Here is a 26,610-nt window from a genome sequence, read left to right as displayed (position 1 = left end):
AAGACAAGCTTCCTAGCATTCATCGAATGCTTCGTCACCTTCCTATTTTTCTACAGAAATGTTCGGCAAACCGAACCGTCCAAAATATCTTGATTTTTGTAGGCAAGGCGTATAATTTCATCAATCCAAAGGGGATTAAAATGACAAAACAAGTATTTCAAACGACTTTTGCGGGTCGTGAGTTAATCGTAGAGACTGGCCAGGTTGCTAAGCAAGCAAATGGCTCTGTTGTCGTGCGTTACGGTGAGTCAACTGTCTTGACTGCAGCCGTCATGTCTAAGAAAATGGCAACTGGGGATTTCTTCCCACTTCAAGTCAACTACGAAGAAAAAATGTATGCGGCTGGGAAGTTTCCAGGTGGCTTTATGAAACGTGAAGGACGTCCTTCAACAGATGCGACCTTGACAGCGCGTTTGATTGACCGTCCAATCCGTCCAATGTTTGCAGAAGGTTTCCGTAACGAAGTGCAAGTGATCAACACGGTTCTTTCTTACGATGAAAATGCATCTGCACCTATGGCTGCTATGTTTGGTTCATCCTTGGCACTTTCTATCTCAGATATTCCATTTGACGGTCCAATTGCTGGGGTTCAGGTGGGCTATGTAGACGGTGAAATCATCATCAACCCTAGTCAAGAACAAGCAGAGCAATCGCTTCTTGAATTGACAGTAGCTGGTACCAAACACGCTATCAATATGGTGGAGTCTGGTGCCAAAGAATTGTCAGAAGAAATCATGTTGGAAGCCCTTCTGAAAGGACACGAAGCTGTTAAAGAATTGATTGCCTTCCAAGAAGAAATAGTTGCGGCAGTCGGTAAGGAAAAAGCAGAAGTGGAATTGCTTCATGTGGATGCTGACTTGCAAGCTGAAATCATCGCAGCCTACAACAGCGACCTCCAAAAAGCGGTTCAAGTAGAAGAAAAATTGGCTCGTGAAGCTGCAACTCAAGCAGTTAAAGACCAAGTGACTGCTGTTTATGAAGAAAAATATGCAGACCACGAAGAATTTGACCGTATCATGCGTGATGTGGCTGAAATCTTGGAACAAATGGAGCACGCTGAAGTGCGTCGCTTGATTACAGAAGATAAGGTTCGTCCTGACGGTCGTAAGGTCGATGAAATCCGTCCTTTAGATGCGCAGGTCGACTATCTTCCTCGTGTACATGGTTCTGGTCTTTTTACTCGTGGACAAACTCAAGCTCTTTCAGTCTTGACCTTGGCTCCGATGGGAGAAACTCAAATCATCGATGGTTTGGATCCAGAGTACAAGAAACGCTTTATGCACCACTATAACTTCCCTCAATACTCTGTAGGAGAAACAGGTCGTTATGGTGCGCCAGGTCGTCGTGAAATCGGTCACGGTGCTCTTGGTGAGCGTGCCCTTGCTCAAGTCTTGCCAAGTTTGGAAGAATTTCCATACGCGATCCGCTTGGTAGCAGAAGTATTAGAATCAAACGGTTCTTCTTCTCAAGCTTCTATCTGTGCGGGAACGCTTGCCCTTATGGCTGGTGGTGTGCCAATCAAGGCGCCAGTAGCAGGGATTGCTATGGGTCTCATCTCAGATGGAAATAACTACACTGTTTTGACAGATATCCAAGGTTTGGAAGATCACTTTGGAGACATGGACTTCAAGGTTGCCGGTACTCGTGAGGGGATTACAGCTCTTCAAATGGATATCAAGATCCAAGGGATTACTGCTGAAATCTTGACTGAGGCTCTTGCTCAAGCCAAGAAAGCGCGTTTTGAAATCCTTGATGTGATTGAAGCAACCATTCCAGAAGTTCGTCCAGAATTGGCTCCAACTGCTCCGAAAATTGATACCATCAAGATCGATGTTGACAAGATCAAAATTGTCATCGGTAAGGGTGGCGAAACTATTGACAAGATTATCGCTGAAACAGGCGTTAAGATTGATATCGACGAAGAAGGAAATGTATCTATCTACTCTAGTGACCAAGCTGCTATTAACCGTGCCAAAGAAATCATTGCTGGCTTGGTTCGTGAGGCTAAAGTAGATGAAGTTTACCATGCCAAGGTTGTTCGTATCGAGAAATTTGGTGCCTTTGTCAACCTCTTTGATAAGACAGATGCACTTGTGCATATTTCTGAAATGGCTTGGACTCGTACCAACCGTGTTGAGGACTTGGTAGCTATCGGTGATGAAGTCGACGTTAAGGTTATCAAGATTGATGAAAAAGGCCGTATCGATGCCTCTATGAAAGTTCTTCTTCCTCGTCCTCCAAAACCTGAGCATGATGAAAAAGGTGAAAAGTCTGAGCGACCTCACCGTCCACGTCATCACAAGGACCACAAACCTAAGAAAGAATTTACAGAAACACCAAAAGATTCAGAATAAGAAAAGGAGAAATGTATGGGATGGTGGCGCGAAACCATTGATATCGTAAAAGAAAATGATCCAGCGGCACGCAATAGTTTGGAAGTTTTGCTGACTTATCCAGGTGTCAAGGCCTTAGCTGCCCACCGTCTCTCGCATTTTCTCTGGAAGCACGGCTTCAAACTCTTGGCTCGTATGCACAGTCAGTTTTGGCGCTTTTGGACTCAGATAGAGATTCATCCGGGTGCTCAGATAGAATCAGGTGTTTTTATCGACCATGGCTCAGGCTTGGTGATTGGAGAGACGGCGATTGTTGAAAAAGGCGTTCTTCTCTATCACGGAGTGACTCTTGGTGGAACAGGGAAGGATGTTGGTAAACGCCATCCGACTGTCCGAAAAGGGGCGCTGATTTCAGCCCATGCCCAAGTCATCGGACCGGTAGAAATCGGCGAAAATGCCAAAGTCGGTGCTGCTGCAGTAGTCGTGGCAGACGTACCTAGTGATGTGACAGTTGTCGGAATCCCAGCTAAGATCGTCCGAGTTCATGGACAGAAAGATGAACCAACGATTCACGAAGTCGAAGAAAAACGGGAGTACTACGTCAATAAACTAGAGCAGGCTAGAGAAGCCAGCCACCATTCGTCAAGTTTGTAGGAAAGGGTGGCAAAGTTATCGAGGTGAAGTATGACAGGAGGTAAGAACTATGTCAGATTTATCAGATGCAATTTTGAACCAGGCAGTTCTTGAGTTGCAAGAACACTTGGATGGTCTTGCTAAGGAGCGCTTTATTAAACTGCCACCTAGCCACCAGCGAGAATGGGCTCATTATATCAGTGAAGCCAAAAAAGATGAGACCAAGCTGCGCCGTCTAAATAAAATGAAGGCGGATTTGCTGGAGCCTTAAAGAAAGAGAAGTTATGCTATTAGAGGAATTTGAAGATGTAGCAGCAGTTATTGAGCCAACTGAAAAGCCAGTCCATGACAAGGGAGAGGTATGCGAAACCATCATCTTGTCCTTTAATGGCGAAATTCTGAAACGTTTGATTGAGTCAGAAGATGTCTATCCGGGGGGCTATTTGAAAAGCATAAACGGCCATCATCCATGGTATATTTATGGCCAAGGTCCTAGCAAACTAGCAGTTATGTTGGCTCCAATTGGGGCTCCTATGATAGTTGGCCAACTGGAGGAATTGGTAGCTAGAGGCTTCAAAAATTTTATCATTTTAGGTTCCTGTGGCGTTTTGGACCGCTCAATTGAGGCGGATAAAATTATCCTGCCTGCAGCCGCATTGCGAGATGAAGGAACTAGCTATCACTATGCCCCACCGGGTGACGAAGTCACCTATGACGAGTCTCTGCTGATCGAGCTGGAAGCCATCTTTGACAAGCACAATATTGAGCATATCCGCACTAAGTCTTGGACGACCGATGCCTTTTATCGAGAAACGCCAGATAAGGTCAAGCGTCGCTTGGCTGCTGGTGCACAAGTGGTGGATATGGAAGCTTCAGCTATCATGGCTTGGAGTCAATTTCGCAAGAGCAAGGTCTATCAATTCTTCTACACAGCTGACTATGTGGATCATCATAACCGAATCTGGGATGCCCGCCATGAAGAGCGGACAGCTGATGCCATGACTTTTTTCACTATCGCTTTGAAAATAGCAAAGGAACTAGAAAGGTAACTACAAGAATGGCAGTATATTTTTACGGCTGTATCACCATGGATGGCTACTTGGCTGACAGCCAGCACAGGATAGACTGGCTGCATCAGCTTGGTTCTGTAGAGGATACAGGCTATGATGACTTTTACAGGCAAATGGATATCACCATCATGGGCAAGCGGACCTTTGAGGAAATCCAAGATTTGCAAGATGTAGAAAGTTTTTATCAAGCTACGGAAAACTATGTCTTTACGCATGATAGGCACCTGCCTGTCAGCAATTACCAGCCAGTAGCTGGGGATGTGGTGGACTTTGTTCAGCAGATTGACAAAGGCAAAAATGTCTTTGTGATTGGTGGTAATTCCTTAGTAGGACCGCTCTTGGATGCGGATCTTTTCGACCACCTCATTATTCAGATAGCACCCCTTATCCTAGGAAAGGGGGTTCCCCTCTTTATCCAAGAGGAAGGGCAGCGCTTTTACCAACTGGATAGCCTCAGACAATTTGGTCCATTTGCAGAGCTGGTTTTCAGCCGAAAAGTCAGAAATAGAGAAGGGGGTGTACCGCATGATTAAAATTTACGACACCATGTCTCGTGATTTGCGAGAATTTGTCCCAATCGAAGAAGGAAAGGTTCGCATGTATGTCTGTGGGCCAACGGTATACAACTATATCCACGTTGGGAATGCCCGTTCGACGGTGGCTTTTGATACCATTCGTCGTTATTTCGAATACCGTGGCTACGAAGTTGCCTATATTTCCAACTTTACAGATGTAGACGATAAGATTATCAACCGTGCCAAGGAAGAAGGTATCACGCCTCTGGAGGTTGCGGACAAGTACATCGCTGCCTTTCGTGAGGATGTGACAGCCTTAGGCGTGAAACCTGCGACTCGCCATCCGCGTGTAGTAGAGTTTATGGCTGACATCATTCGTTTTGTCGCTGACTTGATTGAAAAAGGCTTTGCCTACGAGAGTCAAGGAGATGTTTACTTCCGCGTGGAAAAATCTCACAACTATGCTAAGTTGGCCAATAAAACCTTGGAAGATTTGGAGCTGGGTGCTTCAGGTCGTACCGATGAAGAAACGGCTCGCAAGGAAAATCCTGTAGACTTTGCCCTTTGGAAAGCTGCAAAACCAGGCGAGATTTCTTGGGACAGTCCTTGGGGACCTGGTCGTCCGGGTTGGCATATTGAATGTTCAGTCATGTCGACAGAGATTTTGGGAGATACCATTGATATCCACGGTGGTGGAGCTGATTTGGAGTTTCCTCACCATACCAACGAAATTGCCCAGTCAGAAGCGAAAACAGGCAAGACTTTTGCTAACTACTGGATGCATAATGGCTTTGTCAACATCGATAATGTCAAGATGTCTAAGTCCTTGGGCAACTTTATCACCGTCCATGATGCCCTCAAAACCCTCGATGGTCAAGTGTTGCGTTTCTTCTTTGCGACAAAACACTACCGTAAGCCTATCAACTTTACGCAAAAAGCAGTGCGAGACGCCGAGACTAATCTCAAATATCTGAAGAACACTTACGAACAACCATTTTCTGGGACTGTAGATGCTCAAGAGTTACAGGCTTTTAAAGATAAGTTTGTTGCCGCTATGGATGAGGATTTCAACTCCGCAAATGGTATCACAGTTGTCTTTGAAATGGCCAAATGGATCAACTCTGGCAACTATGATGCAAGTGTTAAGGAAGTTCTTGCGGATATGTTAGAAGTCTTTGGAATTGTCTTTGTTGAGGAAGTTTTGGATGCAGACATTGAAGCCTTGATCCAAAAGCGCCAAGAAGCGCGTGCTAATCGTGATTTTGCGACAGCAGACCAAATCCGTGACCAATTGGCTGATCAAGGAATTAAGCTCCTTGACACCAAGGATGGAGTGAGGTGGACTCGTGATTGATGTCAATCTCATTAACGGGATTGCGCTAGCTTTTGAAGGAGATGCGGTTTATTCCATGTATATCCGTCGCCATCTCATTCTCAAAGGCATGACCAAGCCCAACAAGCTCCACCAAGAAGCGACAAAGTATGTGTCAGCCAAGGCTCAGGCTCGCCTGATTTCCCTGATGTTGGAGGAGCAAGTCCTGACGGAAAAAGAAGAAGAAATCTACAAACGTGGTCGCAATACCAATAGCCACACAAAGGCTAAAAATGCAGATGTGGTGACCTACCGCATGTCTACAGGTTTTGAAGCAGTGATGGGCTATCTCCATCTGACTGAAAATGTGGAGCGTCTAGAGACCTTGATTTCTTGGTGCATCCAAAAAGTGGAGGGCTAGAATATGATTGTAAAGGAATTACAAGACTGGTTTCCTGAAGCTCAGATTTCAGATCAGCCAGTAGAGAAACCAGGCTATCTTACTCTTCCTTTAGCTTCTCAGCAGTGGATTTTGCTGGAGGAAGCTGGTCTCAGTGAGCGTGAAAAGCAGTTGGTTGCCCTTTTGACCCAGCAAGAGCAGGCTCGTTCACTCAATCCTTGGTATCCCTATCTGATCGAGGGGAAGGGGCAGGCACCGCAAACTTTCAAAAAGATTCAGCTGGTTTATTGCCATCTTTCCTATTTCCAACAGGAAAATCTATCCTCTTGGCTAGATATGATGCAAACTCTCTTTCCCAACTGCCGGACAGTATTGCAGGTCGGGGCTCAGGATTATGTATTTGTGCTTCAACAAGATAAGTATACCTCTGTTCGCTCAATCTTATCTGATACGATGGAAGCGGTTGAGTATGACTTTGGCCTTCGTCTGTCTATCATGTTGGGGCAGGTGTGGTCTCAGACAGGCTATCAAGCCCTATCAGACCTGATCAAAGCGGAGCGAGATTTGTTTAAGACTTGGTGGCGCCAAGGTCACCAAGGTGTACACACCTTTTCACAGCTCTATCTATGGAGTATGGGAGAAAGGATTGTGGACCTGAGAGTCATTAAAGAATGTCTGCACCAGATGATTTTGGATCAGGATCAGATTCAGGAAATTATCCTTTCTCTCTGGGAAAATAGTGCTGTCCTAACTAAAACAGCCCAGCAACTCTATCTACACCGCAATTCTCTCCAATACAAGATTGACAAATGGGAAGAATTGACAGGGCTTCAGTTGAAGGAGTTAACGGATCTTACCTTGTGTTATCAGTTGATTTTACCAGATATTCTTTAAAGTTTTGTGCAAGTTGCACAGAACTTTTTTATTTTTTTGGTCACCTTGCCATAGAAATGTAAAGCGTTTTCATCTATAATAAAACTATCAAAAGACAAAAGGAGTTCACCTCGATGGTAGAATTAAATCTTAAAAATATTTACAAAAAATATCCAAACAGCGAACACTATTCAGTTGAAGACTTCAACTTGGACATCAAAGACAAAGAATTTATCGTTTTCGTAGGTCCTTCAGGATGTGGTAAATCAACAACTCTTCGTATGATTGCTGGTCTTGAAGACATTACAGAAGGTACTGCATCTATCGATGGCGTGGTTGTTAACGACGTAGCTCCAAAAGACCGTGACATTGCCATGGTATTCCAAAACTACGCTCTTTACCCACACATGACTGTATATGACAACATGGCTTTCGGTTTGAAATTGCGCAAATACAGCAAAGAAGACATCGACAAACGTGTGCAAGAAGCGGCAGCAATCCTTGGTTTGAAAGAATTCTTGGATCGTAAACCTGCTGACCTTTCAGGTGGTCAACGTCAACGTGTTGCCATGGGTCGTGCCATCGTCCGTGATGCAAAAGTGTTCTTGATGGACGAACCTTTGTCAAACTTGGATGCCAAACTTCGTGTATCTATGCGTGCTGAAATTGCGAAAATCCACCGTCGTATCGGTGCTACAACCATCTACGTAACTCACGACCAAACAGAAGCGATGACATTGGCAGACCGTATCGTTATCATGTCAGCTACTAAGAACCCTGCTGGTACAGGTACTATCGGACGTGTTGAACAAATCGGTACCCCTCAAGAAGTTTACAAAAACCCAGTTAACAAATTTGTAGCAGGATTTATCGGAAGCCCAGCTATGAACTTCATCAATGTGAAATTGGTCGGTAGCGAAATTGTTTCTGACGGTTTCCGTTTGAAAGTGCCAGAAGGTGCTTTGAAAGTTCTTCGTGACAAAGGCTACGAAGGAAAAGAATTGATCTTCGGTATTCGTCCAGAAGATGTGAATGCAGAACCTGCTTTCCTTGAAACATTCCCAGAATCAGTTGTCAAAGCTACGATCTCCGTATCAGAATTGCTTGGTTCAGAATCTCACCTATACTGCCAAGTTGGTAAAGACGAATTTGTTGCCAAAGTGGATGCTCGTGACTACTTGCAAACAGGTGCAACAGTTGAACTTGGATTTGACTTGAACAAAGCACACTTCTTCGATGTAGAAACTGAAAAAACAGTCTACTAAGCAAATGAAATGTCAAAACACTGCTAGAGAAATCTGGCAGTGTTTTTTTAATGATTGGTATTGGCATAAAAACAGAGCTTTTCTAGTTTTCATATCCTTAAAAAAGTGATAAAATGGTAGGAAGAATTGGAGAGTATAGATGCCGAAAGAAGTGAATTTGACGGGCGATCAGGTAGTCGCTTTAACGAAAGAATATTTAACAAAGGAAGACGTTGCTTTTGTACAAAAAGCATTGATTTACGCAGTTGATTGTCATAGTGGGCAGTTTCGGAAATCAGGTGAGCCCTATATTATCCATCCCATTCAGGTTGCAGGAATTCTGGCTAAGCTCAAGCTGGATGCCGTAACCGTTGCCTGTGGTTTTTTGCATGACGTGGTTGAAGACACAGATGCGACACTGGATGATTTGGAGAGAGAGTTCGGTCATGATGTTCGGATTATCGTTGATGGGGTGACCAAACTTGGTAAGGTTGAGTACAAATCACTTGAGGAACAATTGGCTGAAAATCATCGCAAGATGCTTATGGCCATGTCTGAGGATATCCGTGTTATCTTGGTTAAATTATCGGACCGTTTGCACAATATGCGGACTCTCAAACACCTTCGAAAGGATAAGCAAGAACGGATCTCCAGAGAAACCATGGAAATTTATGCACCACTTGCTCATCGTCTAGGGATTTCCAGTGTCAAGTGGGAGTTGGAAGATCTATCTTTCCGTTACCTCAATCCAACTGAGTTTTACAAGATCACCCACATGATGAAGGAAAAACGCAGAGAACGTGAGGCTTTGGTCGATGAAGTCGTAACCAAGTTGGAGGACTATGCTACCGAACGCAATCTCAAAGGGAAAATCTATGGTCGTCCTAAGCATATCTATTCGATCTACCGCAAGATGCAGGATAAGAAGAAACGCTTTGAGGAAATTTATGACCTGATTGCCATTCGCTGTATCTTAGATACCCAGAGTGATGTCTATGCCATGCTGGGTTATGTGCATGAACTTTGGAAACCTATGCCAGGCCGCTTCAAAGACTATATCGCCAATCGTAAGGCCAACGGTTACCAGTCTATCCATACAACTGTTTATGGGCCAAAAGGGCCGATTGAATTCCAGATTCGTACTAAAGAAATGCACGAAGTGGCTGAGTACGGGGTTGCGGCTCACTGGGCTTATAAGAAAGGCATTAAAGGGCAGGTCAACAGCAAGGAATCTGCTATTGGGATGAACTGGATCAAGGAGATGATGGAGCTCCAAGACCAGGCTGATGATGCCAAGGAATTTGTGGACTCTGTTAAAGAAAACTATCTGGCGGAGGAGATTTACGTCTTTACTCCAGATGGTGCGGTTCGCTCCCTTCCAAAAGATTCGGGACCGATTGACTTTGCCTATGAAATCCATACCAAAGTCGGTGAAAAAGCGACTGGTGCCAAGGTCAATGGCCGTATGGTTCCGCTGACAACCAAGCTCAAGACAGGGGATCAGGTTGAAATTATCACCAATCCCAACTCCTTTGGTCCGAGTCGTGACTGGCTCAACATGGTCAAGACCAGCAAGGCGCGCAACAAGATTCGTCAGTTCTTTAAAAATCAAGACAAGGAATTATCCGTTAACAAGGGCCGTGAAATGTTGATGGCCCAATTCCAAGAAAACGGCTATGTAGCCAATAAATTCATGGACAAGCGTCACATGGACGAGGTTCTTCAAAAGACCAGCTACAAGACAGAGGAAGCCCTCTATGCAGCCATTGGTTTTGGAGAAATTGGCGCTATTACCGTCTTTAACCGTTTGACCGAAAAGGAACGCCGCGAGGAAGAACGCGCTAAGGCCAAGGCGGAAGCAGAAGAGCTTGTCAAAGGTGGCGAAGTTAAGGTTGAGAACAAAGAAACCCTCAAGGTTAAGCATGAGGGTGGCGTGGTCATTGAAGGTGCTTCAGGTCTCCTAGTTCGGATTGCCAAGTGTTGCAATCCAGTGCCGGGTGACGACATTGTCGGCTACATTACTAAGGGACGCGGTGTGGCTATTCACCGTGTGGACTGTATGAATCTCCGTGCCCAAGAAAACTACGAGCAACGTCTCCTTGATGTGGAGTGGGAAGATCAATTCTCAAGCAAGGAATACACTGCCCACATCGATATCTATGGTCTCAACCGTACAGGGCTTTTGAACGATGTTTTACAAGTTCTCTCCAACACGACCAAAAATATCTCAACCGTTAATGCTCAACCAACCAAGGATATGAAATTTGCTAATATCCATGTCTCATTTGGTATTTCCAACCTCTCTACACTGACCACAGTCGTGGACAAGATTAAGAGTGTGCCAGAGGTTTACTCTGTCAAACGGACCAACGGTTAATTCTCTCTTCAGTTACCAGAAAGGCTATTATGAAAATCATCATTCAACGAGTCAAGAAAGCCCGAGTCAGTATCGAAGGTCAGGTTCATGGAAAAATTAATCAGGGACTCTTATTACTGGTCGGTGTTGGGCCAGAGGACCAAGAGGAAGATCTGGACTATTCTGTGAGAAAGCTTGTCAATATGCGGATTTTTTCTGATGCAGAAGGCAAGATGAATCTGTCTGTCAAGGATATTGAAGGGGAATTCCTTTCTATTTCTCAGTTTACCCTCTTTGCGGATACCAAGAAAGGCAATCGTCCCGCCTATACAGGAGCAGCCGAGCCGGATATGGCAGCTGCCTTCTATGAGGCTTTCAACCAAAAGCTAGCTCAGGAAGTGCCCGTTCAGACAGGCATCTTTGGAGCGGATATGCAGGTGGAGCTAGTCAATGATGGGCCAGTTACCATCATTCTTGATACTAAAAATAGATAAGAAAACCAAGCCCAGCTGGCTTGGTTTTTGTTTATAGACACTCCCAGAAGGTGATGTGTTTGTTGTAAAAGTCGGGATAGTTTTCTCTTAGGTGGCTAGCCGTTATATAGTATAAAGTAGAATGACAGGAAGTAAAGACTGGAGTAAGAGAGTAGAAATATTGAGGGCCAGTGATGGATAAAAAGACAAATAATAGAAAATCGCTGATGAGCACTCCTAAATAGTAGAAGCGAATTTTTTTGTTCATCTGAGGATAAATCTCAGAGAACTGTTTTTTGAGTCGGAAGACTAAGCGAGACAGCAGTAGTCCCTGAGTAAGGATGAAAATGAAGCAAAAAATCAGACCTCTCTCCAAAGAAAGTTCGTATCGGGGTCTGAAAGTTACCAACAGTAGCAAATCGCAGAGTACAATGGCTACAAAATGGATTCTAAAGAGCTTTTTCATAAGATGACCTCCCTCTTTTATCTAGCTTCATTCTACACCAAATGAATGGGACTTACAACTAAAATGACAAAAAATCCCTGAAATGAACTTCTTTCAAGGATAAGGGCTTAGTTGATTTTTTCGACATAGAGTTGTTTGGCGATATCCATACTAACTTGGAGGTCTTCACCTTTGTTGACCAGTGTAAAGGTATTGGAAAAATTATCAAACTGCTTGACTTGGACTTGGTCACCGATATGAATTTCATGCTTTTCTAAGTATTTGAGCAGATCAAAGCTATCGTGAACCCGAGTCAGGAGATAGGTACCGGCTTCTTTGGTATCTGCTAGAGGTAGGTTGTTGATTTCGATCAGGAGCTCTCCCTTAGCTGGGATGGTTCCTCCGTGGGGGCAGGTTTTAGGGAAGCCCAGTAGTTTATCCAGTCTCTCTACGAAGAGGTCAGATACAGTGTGCTCTAGGACCTCAGCTTCCTCATGGATCTGGTCACTGGTATAGTCGAGATGGTGAACTAGAAAGACCTCAATCAACCGGTGTTTGCGATAGAGTTCGGAGACTAGTTTGAGCCCAATATCTGTCAATAGATAGCCATTCTCCTTATCCTTGAGGATGAGATTTTCACTTTTCATGCGTTTGATCATCTCTGTTACGGCAGGTGGAGAGACTTGCATACGGGTAGCAATTTCCTTATTGGTGATTTTCTGCATCTCCGTACCGATTTCATAAATACATTTTAGGTAGTCTTCTTTATTTGGCGTCATTCGTTTCCTCTTGTCTTTTCTCTCCATCTAGTATATCAAAAAAAGCTAGATTTCTCTAGCCTTCTGCCCTAATGGCTTTGATTTTAGTCCAGTTCTTTCACTGCAGCAATAGCAGCTTCAAAGTCTGGTTCCGTGTTGATGTTGTCAACGTATTCTACGTAACGGATGACATTGTCAGTATCGAGAACAAAGACAGCACGTGCAAGGAGATGCCATTCGTTGATCAAGAGGGCATAATCGCGCCCGAAAGAATGGTCAAAATAGTCTGAAAGCATGATGGCATTGTCAAGGCCTTCAGCCCCGCACCAGCGTCCTTGGGCAAATGGTAGGTCCATAGAAACAGTAAGAACGACGGTATTGTCAAGGTTAGCTAGTTCTTGGTTGAATCGACGTGTTTGCGTTGAGCAGATACCAGTATCGATAGAAGGGACAACACTCAAGACTTTTTTCTTCCCATCAAAGTCAGCTAGCGTTTTTTTAGAGAGATCGGTTGTCGTAAGAGAAAAGTCAAGTGCCTTGTCTCCGACTTGCAGTTGTTTACCTGTAAAAGTTACAGGATTTCCGAGAAAAGTGGTCATGAAACTACTCCATTCTTTTTTTCTTTTATTTTACCGAGAATTGTCAGATTTTTCCAATGATTTGACTGGAAATTAAGAGATAAAAAACGCCTGTTCATGTGAGAACGACGTTTTTAATGGATTACTTAGACAAACCTTCAGCGATCTTGTCAAGGTTGTATTTCATCATGCTGTAGTAGCTGTCGCCTTCTTTCCCTTCTTCAGCAATTGAGTCAGTAAAGATTTGTGCGTAGATTGGGATGTTTGTGTCTTGTGAAACAGTCTTCATTGGACGGTCATCGACACTTGATTCAACAAAGAGTGATGGAACTTTTGTTTGGCGAAGTTTTTCAACCAAGGTCTTGATTTGTTCAGGTGTTCCTTCTTCTTCTGTGTTGATTTCCCAGATGTAGGCACTTGGAACTTCGTAAGCTTTAGAGAAGTATTTGAAGCATCCTTCGCTGGTTACAATGAGTTTTTTCTCAGCAGGGATATTGTTAAATTTCTCTTTAGCTTCCTTGTCCAGTTTGTCTAGCTTTTCAGTATAGTCTTTGAGATTTTTTTCGTAGAATTCCTTGTTGCTAGGGTCTTTTGCAATCAACTGTTTAGCGATATTTTTAGCATAAATTATCCCATTTTCAAGGTTGAGCCAAGCGTGTGGGTCTTCTTTGCCTTTCTCGTTTTGACCTTCAAGGTAGATGATATCTACGCCGTCACTAACTGCATAGTAGTCTTTGTTTTCAGTTTTCTTGGCATTTTCGACCAATTTGGTAAACCAAGCATTGCCACCTGTTTCAAGGTTGATACCGTTATAGAAAATGAGGTCAGCCTCAGAAGTTTTCTTTACGTCTTCAGGAAGTGGTTCGTACTCGTGTGGGTCTTGACCAACAGGAACGATACTATGAAGATCAATCTTGTCACCAGCGATATTTTTAGTAATATCAGCAATGATAGAGTTAGTCGCTACAACCTTTAGTTTTTGGTTTGTAGATGCTGTATCTTTTTTCCCACTAGCACAGGCAGCTAATCCAATGATAGAAAGAAAAAGAACGAGCAATGTACCTAATTTTTTCATTAGATTCCTCCAGAAGGGTTTCCCCTTATTTATTGATTTTTTTATTTTTTAGTTTCAAGTATCGTTGCTTTGGAGAGATAAAGAAACTGATTAAAAAGAAGCTGGCAGATGTGAGCACGATGCTGGATCCTGCTGCGAGGTTGAAGCTATAGCCGATAAAGAGTCCCAAAACAGAAGCGGTTGCCCCTAGGGTTGATGAAAGAAAAATCATGCTCTTTAGGCTATTAGCATAAAGGTAAGCCGTCGCAGCTGGGGTGATCAACATGGCCACGATAAGAATCGTTCCAACACTTTGCATGGCAGTGACTGACACAAGGGTCAAGAGTACCATGAGCAGATAGTGGTAGAAATTGACGGGCATTCCCATGGCTTTAGCCAGGAGTTCGTCAAAGGATGTAATCAATAGTTGTTTAAAGAAAATCCCGATAATCAAGAGAATCAATGCCCCCACACCAATGGTGATCCACATGTCCGTATCTTGGACAGCGAGGATATTCCCAAAAAGGATATGGAAGAGGTCTGTCGAACTCTTGGCAACACTAATCAAGATGACACCTAAGGCTAAGAAAGATGAAAAGGTAATACCAATGGCAGTGTCACTCTTGATGATAGAGTTGCCCTTGATGTAGGTAATGATGATGGAAGCCATCAAGCCAAAGATGATCGCTCCGATAAAGAAATCAATTCCCAAGATAAAGGAAAGGGCTACGCCGGGCAAAACTGCGTGAGAGATGGCATCCCCCATGAGAGACATTCCACGTAAGATGATAAAACATCCCACGGCTCCAGCAACCACCCCGATGACTATAGCTGTTATCAGGGCATTTTGTAGGAAATGGAAATGTTGCAATCCATCGATAAATTCTACTATCATAGGTCACCTCCATTAAAGAAGAGCTTACTACCATAAGCTTTTTTGAGATTGACTTCGGTAAAGGTTTCTTCAGTTGAACCAATAGCAACCAATTCTCGATTGAGAAGCATAACTTGGTCGAAATAATGAGGGACTTTGCTGAGGTCATGATGGACGATGAGAACTGTTTTACCAGCTTTTTTAAGGTCTCTCAGTGTATTCATGATAATCTCTTCACTGATCGAGTCAATCCCGACAAAAGGCTCATCTAAAAAGATGTAGTCAGCTTCCTGCACTAAGCAGCGGGCAATCAAAACACGTTGGAATTGTCCTCCAGAGAGCTGACTGATTTGGCGATCAGCATAGTCTGAGAGTCCAACGATTTCAAGTGCATCCGCCACTTTTTTCCAGTGGCTGGCCTTTAAAGTGTGGAAGAGCGGGATAGATGGATAGAGTCCCAGTGAGACACATTCCTTGACCTTGATAGGGAAATTGTAGTCGATATGGATTTTTTGCTCGACATAGGCAACTCGATGTAAAGATTTCTTGACTTCTTTGTCATCGAGAAAGGCCTGACCTTCGTGTGGGATAATTCCCAACATACTTTTTAATAAAGTTGATTTTCCAGCACCGTTTGGACCAATAATTCCGGTAATCGTTGGTCCTTGGAGCACTAGTGAAATATCCTTTAGTGCCAACGTTTCTTTGTAGGAGACACTGAGGTTTTCGATACGTATCATACAGTTATTTTCCTCCTGTCTTTTAATATACATTAAAAAAAAAATTAAGTCAAGTTAATTTTTAAAAAATTTAAAATAATAACTGAAAAATGAAGAAAAAAGAGAGACCATTTTTAATTGCATTCCCCAGGGATTTTTGCTAAGCTAAGAATAAGTGAAAAAATGAAAGCGAGAACAAGATGACACGTTATCAAGACGATTTTTATGATGCAATCAATGGAGAATGGGAAAAAACAGCTGTTATTCCAGCTGACAAATCTCGAACAGGTGGCTTTATTGACCTTGATGAGGAAATTGAAGAGTTAATGCTGGCAACTACGGACAAGTGGTTGGAAGGCGAAGATGTTCCAGAGGACGCTATCCTCGCAAATTTTGTTAAGTACCATCGTATGGTACGTGATTTTGATAAGAGGGATGCAGATGGAATCAAGCCTGTCCTTCCTCTGCTCAAGGAATACCAAGATTTGGAGAGCTTTGCAGATTTTACCAGCAAACTAGCAGCGTTTGAACTAGCAGGTAAACCAAACTTCCTTCCATTTGGAGTATCACCAGACTTTATGGATGCCAGAACCAATGTTCTCTGGGCAAGTGCACCAGGAACTATCTTGCCAGATACAACCTACTATGCTGAAGACCATCCTCAACGTGAGGAGCTCTTGACGCTTTGGAAGGAAAGTAGCGCAAATCTTCTCAAAGCCTATGATTTTTCAGATGAGGAAATCGAAGACTTACTAGAGAAGAGATTGGAATTGGACCGTCGTATCGCAGCAGTGGTTCTTTCAAACGAAGAAAGTTCAGAATATGCCAAACTCTACCATCCATACGCTTATGAAGATTTCAAGAAATTTGCCCCTGCCCTACCTTTGGATGATTTCTTCCAAGCAGTTCTTGGACAAACTCCAGATAAGGTTATCGTAGATGAGGAACGTTTCTGGCAAGCAGCAGACCAATTTTATAGTGAAGAAGCGTGGCCTTTGCTTAAGGCAACCTTGATTTTGGCTGTGGTCAATCTTTCAACCAGCTATCTCACAGACGAGATTCGTGTCCTATCAGGTGCCTATGGACGTGCCCTTTCAGGTGTTCCAGAAGCTCAGGACAAGGTCAAGGCAGCCTATCACTTGGCCCAAGGTCCCTTTAAGCAAGCCCTTGGTCTCTGGTATGCGCATGAAAAATTCTCCCCAGAAGCTAAGGCAGACGTAGAGAGAAAAGTGGCGACTATGATCGACGTTTATAAGGAACGTTTGGCTAAGAACAACTGGCTCACGCCTGAAACGCGAGACAAGGCCATTGTCAAACTCAATGTCATCAAGCCTTATATCGGTTATCCAGAGGAATTGCCAGAACGCTACAAGGACAAGGTAGTGGACGAAACTGCTAGTCTCTTTGAGAATGCCCTAGCCTTTGCGCGTGTGGAAATCAAGCACAGCTGGAGCAAGTGGAACCAACCGGTTGACTACAAGGAATGGGGCATGCCTGCTCATATGGTTAATGCCTACTACAATCCTCAGAAGAACTTGATTGTTTTCCCAGCTGCTATTTTACAGGCTCCATTCTATGACTTGCATCAGTCATCTTCTGCCAACTATGGTGGTATTGGTGCGGTTATTGCCCATGAAATTTCTCACGCCTTTGATACTAATGGAGCTTCCTTTGATGAAAATGGAAGTCTCAAGGATTGGTGGACAGAGAGCGATTATGCAGCTTTTAAAGAAAAAACACAGAAGGTTATCGACCAGTTTGATTGGCAAGAATCTTACGGTGCAAGAATCAACGGAAAACTAACTGTATCAGAAAACGTTGCTGACTTGGGCGGGATTGCTGCAGCCCTTGAAGCAGCCAAGAGAGAACCAGACTTCTCAGCTGAAGAATTTTTCCACAACTTTGCTCGTATCTGGCGCATGAAAGGCCGTCCAGAGTTGATGAAACTCATGGCCAGTGTCGACGTGCACGCGCCTGCTAAACTACGAGTCAATGTTCAAGTGCCAAACTTCGATGACTTCTTTACAACTTACGATGTCAAAGAAGGAGACGGTATGTGGCGTTCACCAGAGGATCGTGTGATTATTTGGTAAGACAAAAACCAAGGAATTTTTCCTTGGTTTTTTGTTTGCTAGAAAAAGGGATTAAAGGTCTTCTCGTGAGCGATAGTCGTAGCTGGACCATGCCCAGGATAGACATCGTAGTTAGGAAGTGTGAAGAGTTGCGTCTGAATGCTATGGAGGAGTTGTTCCGTGCTACCGGTAGGAAGGTCTGTTCGTCCGATGGTTTCACGGAATAGAGCATCTCCAGTCAAGACTAGATGGGCATCATGAAAGACGATAGAAACGCCGCCGATAGAGTGCCCTGGGGTAGGTAGAACTGTAAAACGAAATTCCTCAAGCTGGTATTCCTCGTGAAAGACAAAGGTGTGTTCTGCGGGTTTTGCGACCACATCTGCCATATCATCATGACGAGGGAGACCAGAGAGATTATCTACAGGTGTATAAAGCCAGCTAGCTTCGCTCTCTGCTACATAAACTGGGGGATTTTCAAAAGTTTCACGAACCAAGTCCAAACTCATAATATGATCGTAGTGGGTGTGGGTCAGAAGAATCGCACAGACTGGTTTGTTGATTTTTTCGATAGTCTTGCGGATAGCTTCCCAATGACTACCTGGGTCAACCACAATCAGGTGTTGGTCCCCTTCCAGGTAATAAGTGTTTTCATAGGCAACGGGATTCACGGTTTTATGGATTTTCATACTGGCTCCAATCTCAAAGAATGTACTAAACTAAGTATAGCACAGAAGAGGGAAATAAAGTGAAAAGAAAGTCCCTCTTTTGTGTTAGAGGGACAATGATCTTATTTAAACTTGAAACCTTCGTAAATGAGTTTTGCTTTGGGATTCTTTTTCTTAATTTGCTTGGCAAGGGCCTTCATCATAGGAAGAGGTCCACACATATAGACTGTAGTCTGGTCAGGGATTTCTTCTTGATCCAAAGTCAGGTATCCTTTTTCATTGCCATAGACTAGCTGCAGGTCAAAGTTAGCATTTTGACGGGCGTAGTCACGAAGTAAATCTAAGTAGACAGCATTTTCCTCCCCACGGAAACTATAGTAGAAACGAACGTTCCTGTCTAGGATAGGATGCTCCCGGATATAAGAGATGAAAGGTGTCATTCCAATTCCACCTGCGATCCAGATTTGCTGTTTTGGACCATGTTCCATAGTCATATGCCCATAGGCGCGATCAACTGCAACCTTGCTACCAACTTGAAGATTGTCATAGATATTCTTGGTGTGGTCACCGGAGTTTTTTATCGTAAAATAAAGAGTTCGTCCTTGTCCTCCAGAGATGGAGAAAGGGTGTGGAGCAGTCTCAAAACCTTTTTGGAAAATTTTTAGAAAGGCAAATTGTCCATATTCGTAGGTGAAAGGATGACTGAGCTCTATTTCAATTTCAGTCGTATCGTGGTTGAGTCGTTTGATTCCTACGATTTTTCCAAGATAGGTGAAACCGACCTTTTGATAAAGGAAAATAATATAAAAACCTGCAAGCAAGCCTAAAAGAGCATAGATTCCAAAGATAAAACCTAGGAAACTAAAGGAGAGGAGACGATTTCCCATGATCATCAAAACATGAAAAAGGCCAAAGATATAGGCTAGATAAACCAATCGATGAATCCATCTCCATGCTTCATACTGGATATATTGTCCCAGATAGGCAACCAGAATGATGCTGATAAAGATATAGATAGCAATATTTCCAAACTGGGCGGCCAAATGCGAACCCCAGAGACCACCCATGCTAAAGTTGTGTAGGGTTAGTAGGAGTATGGATAGAAACGCCGTGAATTTATGAGCTAGATACATCTTTTCAAGTCCGTTAAACCAAGCCTCAAGCAAGGGTAAACGGCTAGCTAGTATAAAAGTAAGTGAGAGGGTAGTGAGAGCTAAACCAGGGATTAGAAACTGATTAGCGCCTGAACTGAGCCAAGCTAGAATAGTCAGAAGCATACTAAGTCCGATAAATAAAATACCTTTTAATGATTTCATAGTAGAATTCCTTTCATGGATTTATCTTATATTAGATGTAATAATATTTGTTACATTTTAACAAAAAAAGAATCTCTAGTCAAGGTTCTAGGCCTCTAAGTCAAATCTTCATGATAATCTATAAATAATGGCTAAGAAATATACTGTTAAATTTATGCACTTCTTATAGAAAATTTTTTGTTATAACAATGTAAGGCTTGGAAAAATTTAACTTCTACAAGACTCTAAAAAATAAATTGATACATTAAAGTGTATTTTATTTAATTATAAGATAAATGGTTCCGGGAATTTACACGCTGTAAACCTACATGAATATTGGTTTTTTAAAGTATTTACCATTAAATTATTTTTGTATTTTTCTAAAATAAAATTATAAAATTTGTTGAAAAAGATAGGAAAAAGTGTTAGTATGAATATGCATATTGAATACGAGGATATAATCCTTTTAGAATAATGAAATTTAAGGACCATTTTTCGAGTAGGGAAGAAATTTCGTTTTTTCTATATTTCAATATCGACATAATAAAAATAGGGAGGTTGTGTATCTTATGAAGAGTAAGCAACAGGGGTTTAGAACGGAGAAATACATTCGATATGGGATTCGAAAGTATAGTTTTGGAGCGGCATCAGTAGCAATTGCGGCCGGTTTGATGATGTTCCTAGGTAATGGTGCGGTATCGGCAGCGGAAGTACAAGGTGCAGATGCAACAGTGGCAACGACAACACCAGTAGCAACAAAGGAGTCTGAGTCAACTATAACGGCGGAGAAATCTGAAGCTAAGGCGTCAGAAAAAGTAGTAGAGACTAAAAAAGTTGATAAGACTGCTCTGACTAAAAAAGTAGTTGAGTTAGAAGCGAAGATTGCATCTGCAAAGAAAGCTGATGCAACAGCGATAGCTACTGCAAATGAAGTATTGACTGCGGCAAAGGCAGTTCTTGCAAACGAAACTGCAAAACAGGCTGATATCGATGCAGAGCATGCTAAAGTTGAAGCTTTGATTACAGTTGTAGTTGAGTCAGACGAAGCTGGGAAACAAGTTGAGGAAACAGCAACAACTACAGCAGTCAAACCAGTGGCGACCACTGCTACAGAAAAAGCAGAAAAAGCAGAAGAAACAAAAGAAACAAAAGAAGCAGAAGAAACTGTCAAACCAGTCCAAGAAGCTAAAAAAGTCTTAGAACAAGTTACCTCTGAAGCTGAGGTAACCAATGTTTTAGCAACTGAAGCAATCCGGAAAAATCAGCTTGAGGCTGAAAACAAAGCGGCAATTGAGGCGGCGATAGCTAATAATAAAGAAGTTATTGCGGAAGCTAAAAAAGTGTTAGTTACGGATAGCGTTACAGCTAGACAAGGCAATGAACAATTGTCACGTTTGAACGAGTCAATTCTTGCAGTATATAATGAACTAAAAAAAGCAGGAATCGGAAAAGATGGAAACTTCGGAGTAGCTTTGGCTGCTCAAGATTTCTATGCTGAAGAGGGTTCTAACACAACTCATGCATCGGAAACAAACGCTGCAAATCATACTGGTAAAGATACCTATACAATTCCAGTACAAGAAATTAAATTAATTACGGGTACTGATGCTACAGGGTTAGAGATAGAAGTCTATTCTAATCAGCGGGTTGGTAATGATACAAATGCTGGAAATGGGATGCATACAGAACAGGGTGGAAAAACTGGTCATAACAACAAAGGACGTGTAGACTATCCATTAACCCCTGATGCCGCTAAAAAATTAGCAGAAGAAGCCCCTCTTTGGAGAAACAAACTTCGTGCGGATGGGTCAAGAATTTCAAACGCTGCGACGTCAATATACTCTGCTAACGGTGGTTATGAATACCTAGCTACAGAAATTTATGGCTATGGGTATGAACAAGGAGTTGACAGAGTTTATATTAAAGGTTTGAAAGATCGTATTGCAGTTACAGAAAAAGCTAAGCAAGCTGGTTGGAGTCTTACCTCTGTAACACCAACTAACCTTGTACCAGGTGTTGCTTATGATGAGGCGACAGATACCATTCAAGGTAAAGTAATTGCTGGTATTGAAAATGGAGTGTATGACTTACGATTCAATATTACTGCAACGAATACAGATGGGCGGACTGTCACCTTCCAAATTCAGAATCTACGTGCTGGTTGGGTAGGTTGGCAAGATAGCACACCTCCTGCAATTCAGTCAGATTCAGCTCGTTATGATAGAACTGTTGGTGATGATGCGAATATCAATCTTCGTTTTCATGATTCTTCGGGAGCTAGTGCGATACCTGGCAATTCAGCAGGAAACTATGACTATACAACTGCTGAAGGCAAAGTAGTTAAAGTTCGTCAAAATTCTTCTAAAGCAGTCACAGGTGTCTCAGGCTACAACACTATAGGAGCAGAATTAGATGATTCTAAAGTGTTGATTCCTGGCACAAACTATACTGTAACAAACAGTACTGCTGAAGAGCAAAAAGCTACTGGAACCAACATGGGTAATGCTGTCATTGGAGGTAAGGTGACAGAGGCAGGTATCTATACCGTTTCAGTATTTGCTAAAGATTATGATAAGTTATCTAATAATACGACATGGAATCAGTCAGGTCAAGAGGCGCACGGTTCTATTACTGTAGTTGTTAAGCCTAAAGTTGAAGTTCAAAACGTTGAAACCTATTCAACAACAGTTCCTGTTAAAATCTCGAAAGGTGCTACAAGTGCTAAGGTTACAATGCCAGATGGAACTGTAACAAACTTGAAAGCCGTTAATGGTAAATGGCTTGTAGATAGTGGTTCAACCAATACAGCGGTTACTGAAAATCAAGAACTAGGTGCTGTAGATTCAAATACCGTCTTTAATATTCCAGTCACGTCAGAGGCAACTGCAAAAGTTGGTGTTGATAATATCAAAGTAGAAGCATCAGCTGAAAATGTTAAGGGAACTTTCTTACGTGATCGAGTTGAATTGAATGGAACTGATGGGCAAAAACACACTGCAGTTTTAAATAGTACATCTGGTCACTGGGAGCTTCCTGCTGACTATGCCGAAGTGAAAACAGCAAATGGAGATGGGACTACAACTTGGACGAAACGCCAAGTATACACTGAAACGAAACTAGATGGCGGTATGAAATTCTTCATTTACGAATATACTCGTCAACTTGATAAAGATGGAAATGTAACAAGTGTAAGTACTCCTGATCGTCCAATGACGGAATATGTTTCTCAAAATACTAACCAAGCTGGCGATGGTATGTCAGTAACTATTACTTTTGACAAACATTCAAACACATGGACATCATCAGATGGAACAGAAGTTACTGCTAAAAAGTTGGGTGATGATTCATGGGAAGTTCATACTAAATCAGGTTTTGGTGGAATCATTAGAGGAACAATCGCAACTAACTCAGATGTTGCGACTGTTGTCAATACGAAACCAATTGCAAGCTCACAAGATTATACTTCTACTAAAGGAACTGCGGTAGATCTTCGTAATGAAGCAAAAGCTGCAGTGACAATCTCTGATGCAGAAGATACTAAGTACGGAAAAACAACTTACATTACTCGTATTACAGTAACATCTCCCTCAGGAGTTCAGAAGGTTTATGACACTAAACAAGATGCAAACAACTATAATCTTGCTAGTGGTTATACACTGAGTGAAGTGGGAGTCTATACAGTAACAGTTGACGTTATTGATAGTAATGGCAATTACACAACAGATGCTACAATAGGTGGAACTGAATCTGGTGTGGATCATGGGGCTGGCTCATCAACCGCTACAACAACTTACCACATCACAGTAACAGACACGATTGAAGGTCATAATGTAACATCCATAGATGTTCAAGGAGCGACTCAAACAGGTACTCCAACCTTTACATCTGTTGGTGATGGCTCACCTGTGGCACCAAGTGCTACTTCACCTGCTAAGTTGGTAGATCCTACCACTGGTAAGTTAGTTGACCAAGTAACAATTGATGGTCAAGGAACATACACAATTAATAATGAAACTGGTGTTGTGACATTTGTTCCGTTGAAAACATTCACAGGTACAGCAACCCCAGTGACTGTATCATTAACAGCAACTCTTGGTCAAGATAAAGATGGAAGACCTATTACCGCTACAGCGACAGCAACTTATACTCCAACTGTTACACCAGTTACTCCAACAGCAACTCCTGCAGAATCAACTGGTATCCAAGGCGCTACTCAAACAGGAACGGTAGCATTCAAAGAAGGACACTCTGTTGCTCCAATCAAGCCGAACTCAGCTGTTCTTCTTGATAAGAATGGTACTCCGGTAGCACCTGGAGCTTCAGTAGATGCTTTGGATGAGAATGGTAACAAAGTAGGGGAATATACAATTGACCCAACTTCAAATACTGTAACATTCAGTCCAACCGATAAGACTTACAAAGGCAAAGTCCAACCTGCAACAGTTCAGGCTGAAGATGAGAATGGTACAAAAGTTAAGACAACTTATACTCCACATATTGTAGGTGTTACTCCAACAGCAGAACCTGCTAAGTCAGTTGATGTCCAAGGAGCAACTCAAGAAAGTACAGTAACATTCAATGGTGGTACGACTACACTGGATGGTAAACAGGTGACTGTAGATATTGACCCAGCTACTTTCACTCTTTTAGATGAAACCGGAACTCCAGCAACATCTGTTCCAGCTAAAGACCCTAGTGGAAATGTTATTGGTACATATACTCTGAAAACAGTTGGTGAACAAGCCGTTGCAGTCTTTACCCCAACTGATAAGACTTATAGTGGTGAAGTTCAACCTGTGCGTGTACAGGCTAAAGATAAAAATGGTATTTCGGTTGAAACAACTTACACACCATTGATTACGCCAGTTACACCAACAGCAACTCCAGCAACTTCTGAAAATATTCAAGGAGCAACACAAACAGGCACTCCTACATTTGTTCAAGGTGATGCAATTGCACCAATTAAACAAGGTTCAGTAAAACTTCTTGATAAAGAAGGAAATGAAGTTCCTGCAGGTCAGACAACTCCAGCTTATGCTGAAGATGGGACTACTGAAATTGGTACATTCTCTATTGATCCAACAACTGGAAAGGTAACCTTTAGTCCAACGGATAAATTGTATTCTGGTAAGGTTACTCCAGCAACTGTGCGAGCAGAAGATGAAAATGGAACTAAAGTGACGACAACTTACACGCCACAAATTATCCCAGTAAATCCTATTGGAGTTCCTGCGACTTCTGAAGATGTTCAAGGTGCAACTCAAACTGGAAAACCAGAATTCCAAGGCGGAACTGCAGTTGTCAATGGAAAAGAAGTTACTGTTGAGATGAATGACACTGTTCCAGCTAAATTGATTGATTCTAAAACTGGAAATGTTGTGGATTCTATCACTATTCCGGGTGAAGGTACTTATACTGTAGCACCGGACGGAACAGTAACCTTTGTTCCTGAAAAAACCTTTACAGGTCAAGCATCAGGTGTTGAAGTTTTACGTGAAGACAAGAATGGAACCCCCGTTACAGCAAGCTACACTCCAGTTGTTAAGGCAGCAATTCCAACAGCTACTGATGCTGTTACAGAAGACATTCAAGGTGCAACTCAAAAAGGAGTGCCTACATTCCTAGGTGGTAGGGTTACTGTTAATGGAGTGGAAAAAATTGTTCCTATTGATGAAACCAAGGGTCTTGAACTTATTGATCCAAAAACAGGAAAACCAACAGATCAACCAATTGTCATTCCAGGCGAAGGAACTTATACTGTAAATAATGGTATGGTAGAATTTAAGCCAGAACCACAATTTACTGGAAAAGGAACAGGTGTAGAAGTTCAACGTTTAGATGAGAATGGAACTCCTGTAAAAGCTAAATACACTCCAGTTGTTAAACCAGCAACTCCAACAAGTTCGGATGTTATTACAACAGATGTTCAGGGTGCAACTCAATCAGGAACACCAACATTTGAAGGTGGAAAAGTCAAAGTTAATGGTATTGAGAAAACTGTTGAAATTGATGAAACAGTCAAACCAACGTTTGATGATGGTACAACAGAGAAGACAATTCCAGGTGAAGGTACATATACTATTGATGAAACTGGAAAAGTAACCTTTACTCCCGAGAAGACATTTACAGGTCAAGCAACAGGTGTGACTGTTAAGCGTGTTGATAAGAATGGAACTCCAATTACAGCTAAGTATACCCCAGTTGTTATCCCAGTTACACCTACTTCAAAAGATTCTGAATCAGAAGGTCCGAAAGGACAACCTCAATCAGGAACACCAACATTTGAAGGCGGAAAAGTAACAATCAATGGTAAAGAAATTCCGGTGGAAATTGATGAAACAGTTAAGCCGACCTTTGACGATGGTACAACAGAGAAGAAGGTACCAGGTGAGGGTACATATACTATTGATGAAGCTGGAAAAGTTACTTTCACACCAGAGCCAGAATTTGTAGGTCGAGCAACTGGAGTAACAGTTAAACGTGTTGATAAGAATGGAACCCCAATTACAGCTAAATACATCCCTACTGTACGTCCGAATACTTCATTTGTTGATACTAAAGGAAATATCCTAGCACCAAGTGAAGATGGTTCGCAACCTAAGAAAGATATCCCAGGATACCGCTTCGTAGAGACTAAGAAACTTCCAAACGGTGACACAGAACACGTTTATGAGAAGGTTAAGACCAGCCACAAGGATAAGGAAGGGAATGACATTCCAGGTTATCCAACCGAAGATGGTGAACAACCTAAGAAGGATATTCCAGGCTACCGCTTCGTAGAGACTAAGAAACTTCCAAATGGCGACACAGAACATGTCTACGAAAAAGTTAAGACCAGTCATAAGGATAAGGAAGGCAATGAAATTCCAGGACATCCAACCGAAGACGGTGAACAACCGAAGAAAGATATTCCAGGTTACCGCTTCGTAGAGACTAAG

General features: G+C 42.5%; 21 protein-coding genes. 13 read left to right on the top strand and 8 right to left on the bottom strand.

Going from position 1 to position 26,610, the window contains the following annotated elements; translation table 11 throughout:
- The first annotated feature begins 140 nt into the window (after nt 1-140).
- The 11 genes from pnp (at nt 141) to dtd (ending at nt 11,230) form a co-directional block, all read left to right on the top strand.
- Nucleotides 141-2,354 (top strand): polyribonucleotide nucleotidyltransferase, encoded by a 2,214-nt coding sequence (gene pnp, locus HMPREF2766_RS04570; RefSeq protein ID WP_070567987.1) that lies wholly within the window; start codon nt 141-143, stop codon nt 2,352-2,354.
- 15 nt (nt 2,355-2,369) lie between these two features.
- Nucleotides 2,370-2,987 carry a serine O-acetyltransferase gene (cysE, locus tag HMPREF2766_RS04565; protein WP_070567985.1) on the top strand — a complete coding sequence of 206 codons (618 nt, stop codon included), beginning with the start codon at nt 2,370-2,372 and terminating at the stop codon, nt 2,985-2,987.
- Between the two features lie 49 nt (nt 2,988-3,036).
- Complete coding sequence (locus HMPREF2766_RS04560; protein WP_008808365.1) at nt 3,037-3,237, top strand: YdeI/OmpD-associated family protein; 201 nt, start codon at nt 3,037-3,039, stop codon at nt 3,235-3,237.
- Nucleotides 3,238-3,250: 13 nt separating this feature from the next.
- Complete coding sequence (locus HMPREF2766_RS04555; protein ID WP_070567983.1) at nt 3,251-4,015, top strand: nucleoside phosphorylase; 765 nt, start codon at nt 3,251-3,253, stop codon at nt 4,013-4,015.
- A gap of 8 nt (nt 4,016-4,023) precedes the next feature.
- Nucleotides 4,024-4,569 (top strand): dihydrofolate reductase family protein, encoded by a 546-nt coding sequence (locus HMPREF2766_RS04550; RefSeq protein WP_070567981.1) that lies wholly within the window; start codon nt 4,024-4,026, stop codon nt 4,567-4,569.
- Nucleotides 4,562-5,905: a cysteine--tRNA ligase gene (gene cysS / locus HMPREF2766_RS04545; RefSeq protein WP_070567980.1), complete on the top strand. Its 1,344-nt coding sequence runs from the start codon at nt 4,562-4,564 to the stop codon at nt 5,903-5,905. Before HMPREF2766_RS04550 ends, cysS begins: the two co-directional genes overlap by 8 nt.
- Nucleotides 5,898-6,284: a Mini-ribonuclease 3 gene (locus HMPREF2766_RS04540; RefSeq protein WP_061454305.1), complete on the top strand. Its 387-nt coding sequence runs from the start codon at nt 5,898-5,900 to the stop codon at nt 6,282-6,284. Before cysS ends, HMPREF2766_RS04540 begins: the two co-directional genes overlap by 8 nt.
- 3 nt (nt 6,285-6,287) lie before the next feature.
- The gene (locus HMPREF2766_RS04535; protein ID WP_070567978.1) at nt 6,288-7,157 is read left to right on the top strand and encodes a helix-turn-helix domain-containing protein; all 870 of its coding nucleotides are present in this window, start codon (nt 6,288-6,290) and stop codon (nt 7,155-7,157) included.
- A gap of 113 nt (nt 7,158-7,270) precedes the next feature.
- Nucleotides 7,271-8,401, top strand: coding sequence for an ABC transporter ATP-binding protein (locus HMPREF2766_RS04530; RefSeq protein ID WP_000229944.1), 1,131 nt, complete (start codon nt 7,271-7,273; stop codon nt 8,399-8,401).
- A 139-nt stretch (nt 8,402-8,540) separates the two neighbouring features.
- Entirely contained in the window at nt 8,541-10,757 is a 2,217-nt protein-coding gene (locus HMPREF2766_RS04525) for a RelA/SpoT family protein (RefSeq protein WP_001123775.1), read from the top strand.
- 29 nt (nt 10,758-10,786) lie between these two features.
- Complete coding sequence (dtd, locus tag HMPREF2766_RS04520; protein WP_049519290.1) at nt 10,787-11,230, top strand: D-aminoacyl-tRNA deacylase; 444 nt, start codon at nt 10,787-10,789, stop codon at nt 11,228-11,230.
- Nucleotides 11,231-11,261: 31 nt separating this feature from the next.
- Here the strand turns inward: dtd and HMPREF2766_RS10255 are convergent, their stop codons facing one another.
- From HMPREF2766_RS10255 to HMPREF2766_RS04490, 6 genes are all read right to left on the bottom strand, one after another.
- Nucleotides 11,262-11,675 (bottom strand): hypothetical protein, encoded by a 414-nt coding sequence (locus tag HMPREF2766_RS10255; RefSeq protein ID WP_049519289.1) that lies wholly within the window; start codon nt 11,673-11,675, stop codon nt 11,262-11,264.
- 107 nt (nt 11,676-11,782) lie between these two features.
- Nucleotides 11,783-12,433 carry a metal-dependent transcriptional regulator gene (locus HMPREF2766_RS04510; protein ID WP_070567976.1) on the bottom strand — a complete coding sequence of 217 codons (651 nt, stop codon included), beginning with the start codon at nt 12,431-12,433 and terminating at the stop codon, nt 11,783-11,785.
- An 83-nt stretch (nt 12,434-12,516) separates the two neighbouring features.
- Nucleotides 12,517-13,011 carry a thiol peroxidase gene (tpx, locus tag HMPREF2766_RS04505; protein WP_000206539.1) on the bottom strand — a complete coding sequence of 165 codons (495 nt, stop codon included), beginning with the start codon at nt 13,009-13,011 and terminating at the stop codon, nt 12,517-12,519.
- 121 nt (nt 13,012-13,132) lie between these two features.
- Nucleotides 13,133-14,065 carry a metal ABC transporter substrate-binding protein gene (locus tag HMPREF2766_RS04500; RefSeq protein WP_070567974.1) on the bottom strand — a complete coding sequence of 311 codons (933 nt, stop codon included), beginning with the start codon at nt 14,063-14,065 and terminating at the stop codon, nt 13,133-13,135.
- Between the two features lie 25 nt (nt 14,066-14,090).
- Nucleotides 14,091-14,939: a metal ABC transporter permease gene (locus HMPREF2766_RS04495; protein WP_000634601.1), complete on the bottom strand. Its 849-nt coding sequence runs from the start codon at nt 14,937-14,939 to the stop codon at nt 14,091-14,093.
- Nucleotides 14,936-15,658 carry a metal ABC transporter ATP-binding protein gene (locus HMPREF2766_RS04490; protein WP_044021194.1) on the bottom strand — a complete coding sequence of 241 codons (723 nt, stop codon included), beginning with the start codon at nt 15,656-15,658 and terminating at the stop codon, nt 14,936-14,938. The genes HMPREF2766_RS04495 and HMPREF2766_RS04490 overlap by 4 nt, the downstream gene beginning before the upstream one ends.
- 179 nt (nt 15,659-15,837) lie before the next feature.
- Here HMPREF2766_RS04490 and HMPREF2766_RS04485 point away from each other — a divergent pair, with 179 nt between their 5' ends.
- Nucleotides 15,838-17,730, top strand: a complete 1,893-nt coding sequence (locus tag HMPREF2766_RS04485) for a M13 family metallopeptidase (protein WP_070567972.1) — start codon at nt 15,838-15,840, stop codon at nt 17,728-17,730.
- Between the two features lie 38 nt (nt 17,731-17,768).
- On the opposite strand, the gene HMPREF2766_RS04480 is transcribed toward HMPREF2766_RS04485, so the two are convergent.
- Both HMPREF2766_RS04480 and HMPREF2766_RS04475 read right to left on the bottom strand, forming a co-directional pair.
- Nucleotides 17,769-18,398 carry an MBL fold metallo-hydrolase gene (locus HMPREF2766_RS04480; RefSeq protein ID WP_070567969.1) on the bottom strand — a complete coding sequence of 210 codons (630 nt, stop codon included), beginning with the start codon at nt 18,396-18,398 and terminating at the stop codon, nt 17,769-17,771.
- A 101-nt stretch (nt 18,399-18,499) separates the two neighbouring features.
- Complete coding sequence (locus HMPREF2766_RS04475) at nt 18,500-19,693, bottom strand: ferredoxin reductase family protein (protein WP_070567967.1); 1,194 nt, start codon at nt 19,691-19,693, stop codon at nt 18,500-18,502.
- A 548-nt stretch (nt 19,694-20,241) separates the two neighbouring features.
- Between HMPREF2766_RS04475 and HMPREF2766_RS09920 the strand changes: the two genes are divergently transcribed.
- Nucleotides 20,242-26,610: YSIRK-type signal peptide-containing protein (locus HMPREF2766_RS09920; protein ID WP_083303878.1), on the top strand; the 6,369-nt coding region annotated here is incomplete at its 3' end.

The sequence above is a fragment of the Streptococcus sp. HMSC076C08 genome, from assembly GCF_001810825.1.
Classification (GTDB): Bacteria; Bacillota; Bacilli; order Lactobacillales; family Streptococcaceae; genus Streptococcus.
The sequence above is the reverse complement of the archived record's forward strand: the minus strand, read 5'-3'. Positions and strand labels throughout refer to the sequence as shown.

What these genes read in the sequence shown, in the direction of transcription:
- pnp (WP_070567987.1), top strand. Translation starts at nt 141, where the DNA reads ATGACAAAACAAGTATTTCAAACGACTTTTGCGGGTCGTGAGTTAATC.
- cysE (WP_070567985.1), top strand. Translation starts at nt 2,370, where the DNA reads ATGGGATGGTGGCGCGAAACCATTGATATCGTAAAAGAAAATGATCCA.
- HMPREF2766_RS04560 (WP_008808365.1), top strand. Translation starts at nt 3,037, where the DNA reads ATGTCAGATTTATCAGATGCAATTTTGAACCAGGCAGTTCTTGAGTTG.
- HMPREF2766_RS04555 (WP_070567983.1), top strand. Translation starts at nt 3,251, where the DNA reads ATGCTATTAGAGGAATTTGAAGATGTAGCAGCAGTTATTGAGCCAACT.
- HMPREF2766_RS04550 (WP_070567981.1), top strand. Translation starts at nt 4,024, where the DNA reads ATGGCAGTATATTTTTACGGCTGTATCACCATGGATGGCTACTTGGCT.
- cysS (WP_070567980.1), top strand. Translation starts at nt 4,562, where the DNA reads ATGATTAAAATTTACGACACCATGTCTCGTGATTTGCGAGAATTTGTC.
- HMPREF2766_RS04535 (WP_070567978.1), top strand. Translation starts at nt 6,288, where the DNA reads ATGATTGTAAAGGAATTACAAGACTGGTTTCCTGAAGCTCAGATTTCA.
- HMPREF2766_RS04530 (WP_000229944.1), top strand. Translation starts at nt 7,271, where the DNA reads ATGGTAGAATTAAATCTTAAAAATATTTACAAAAAATATCCAAACAGC.
- HMPREF2766_RS04525 (WP_001123775.1), top strand. Translation starts at nt 8,541, where the DNA reads ATGCCGAAAGAAGTGAATTTGACGGGCGATCAGGTAGTCGCTTTAACG.
- dtd (WP_049519290.1), top strand. Translation starts at nt 10,787, where the DNA reads ATGAAAATCATCATTCAACGAGTCAAGAAAGCCCGAGTCAGTATCGAA.
- HMPREF2766_RS10255 (WP_049519289.1), bottom strand. Translation starts at nt 11,675, where the DNA reads ATGAAAAAGCTCTTTAGAATCCATTTTGTAGCCATTGTACTCTGCGAT.
- HMPREF2766_RS04510 (WP_070567976.1), bottom strand. Translation starts at nt 12,433, where the DNA reads ATGACGCCAAATAAAGAAGACTACCTAAAATGTATTTATGAAATCGGT.
- tpx (WP_000206539.1), bottom strand. Translation starts at nt 13,011, where the DNA reads ATGACCACTTTTCTCGGAAATCCTGTAACTTTTACAGGTAAACAACTG.
- HMPREF2766_RS04500 (WP_070567974.1), bottom strand. Translation starts at nt 14,065, where the DNA reads ATGAAAAAATTAGGTACATTGCTCGTTCTTTTTCTTTCTATCATTGGA.
- HMPREF2766_RS04495 (WP_000634601.1), bottom strand. Translation starts at nt 14,939, where the DNA reads ATGATAGTAGAATTTATCGATGGATTGCAACATTTCCATTTCCTACAA.
- HMPREF2766_RS04490 (WP_044021194.1), bottom strand. Translation starts at nt 15,658, where the DNA reads ATGATACGTATCGAAAACCTCAGTGTCTCCTACAAAGAAACGTTGGCA.
- HMPREF2766_RS04485 (WP_070567972.1), top strand. Translation starts at nt 15,838, where the DNA reads ATGACACGTTATCAAGACGATTTTTATGATGCAATCAATGGAGAATGG.
- HMPREF2766_RS04480 (WP_070567969.1), bottom strand. Translation starts at nt 18,398, where the DNA reads ATGAAAATCCATAAAACCGTGAATCCCGTTGCCTATGAAAACACTTAT.
- HMPREF2766_RS04475 (WP_070567967.1), bottom strand. Translation starts at nt 19,693, where the DNA reads ATGAAATCATTAAAAGGTATTTTATTTATCGGACTTAGTATGCTTCTG.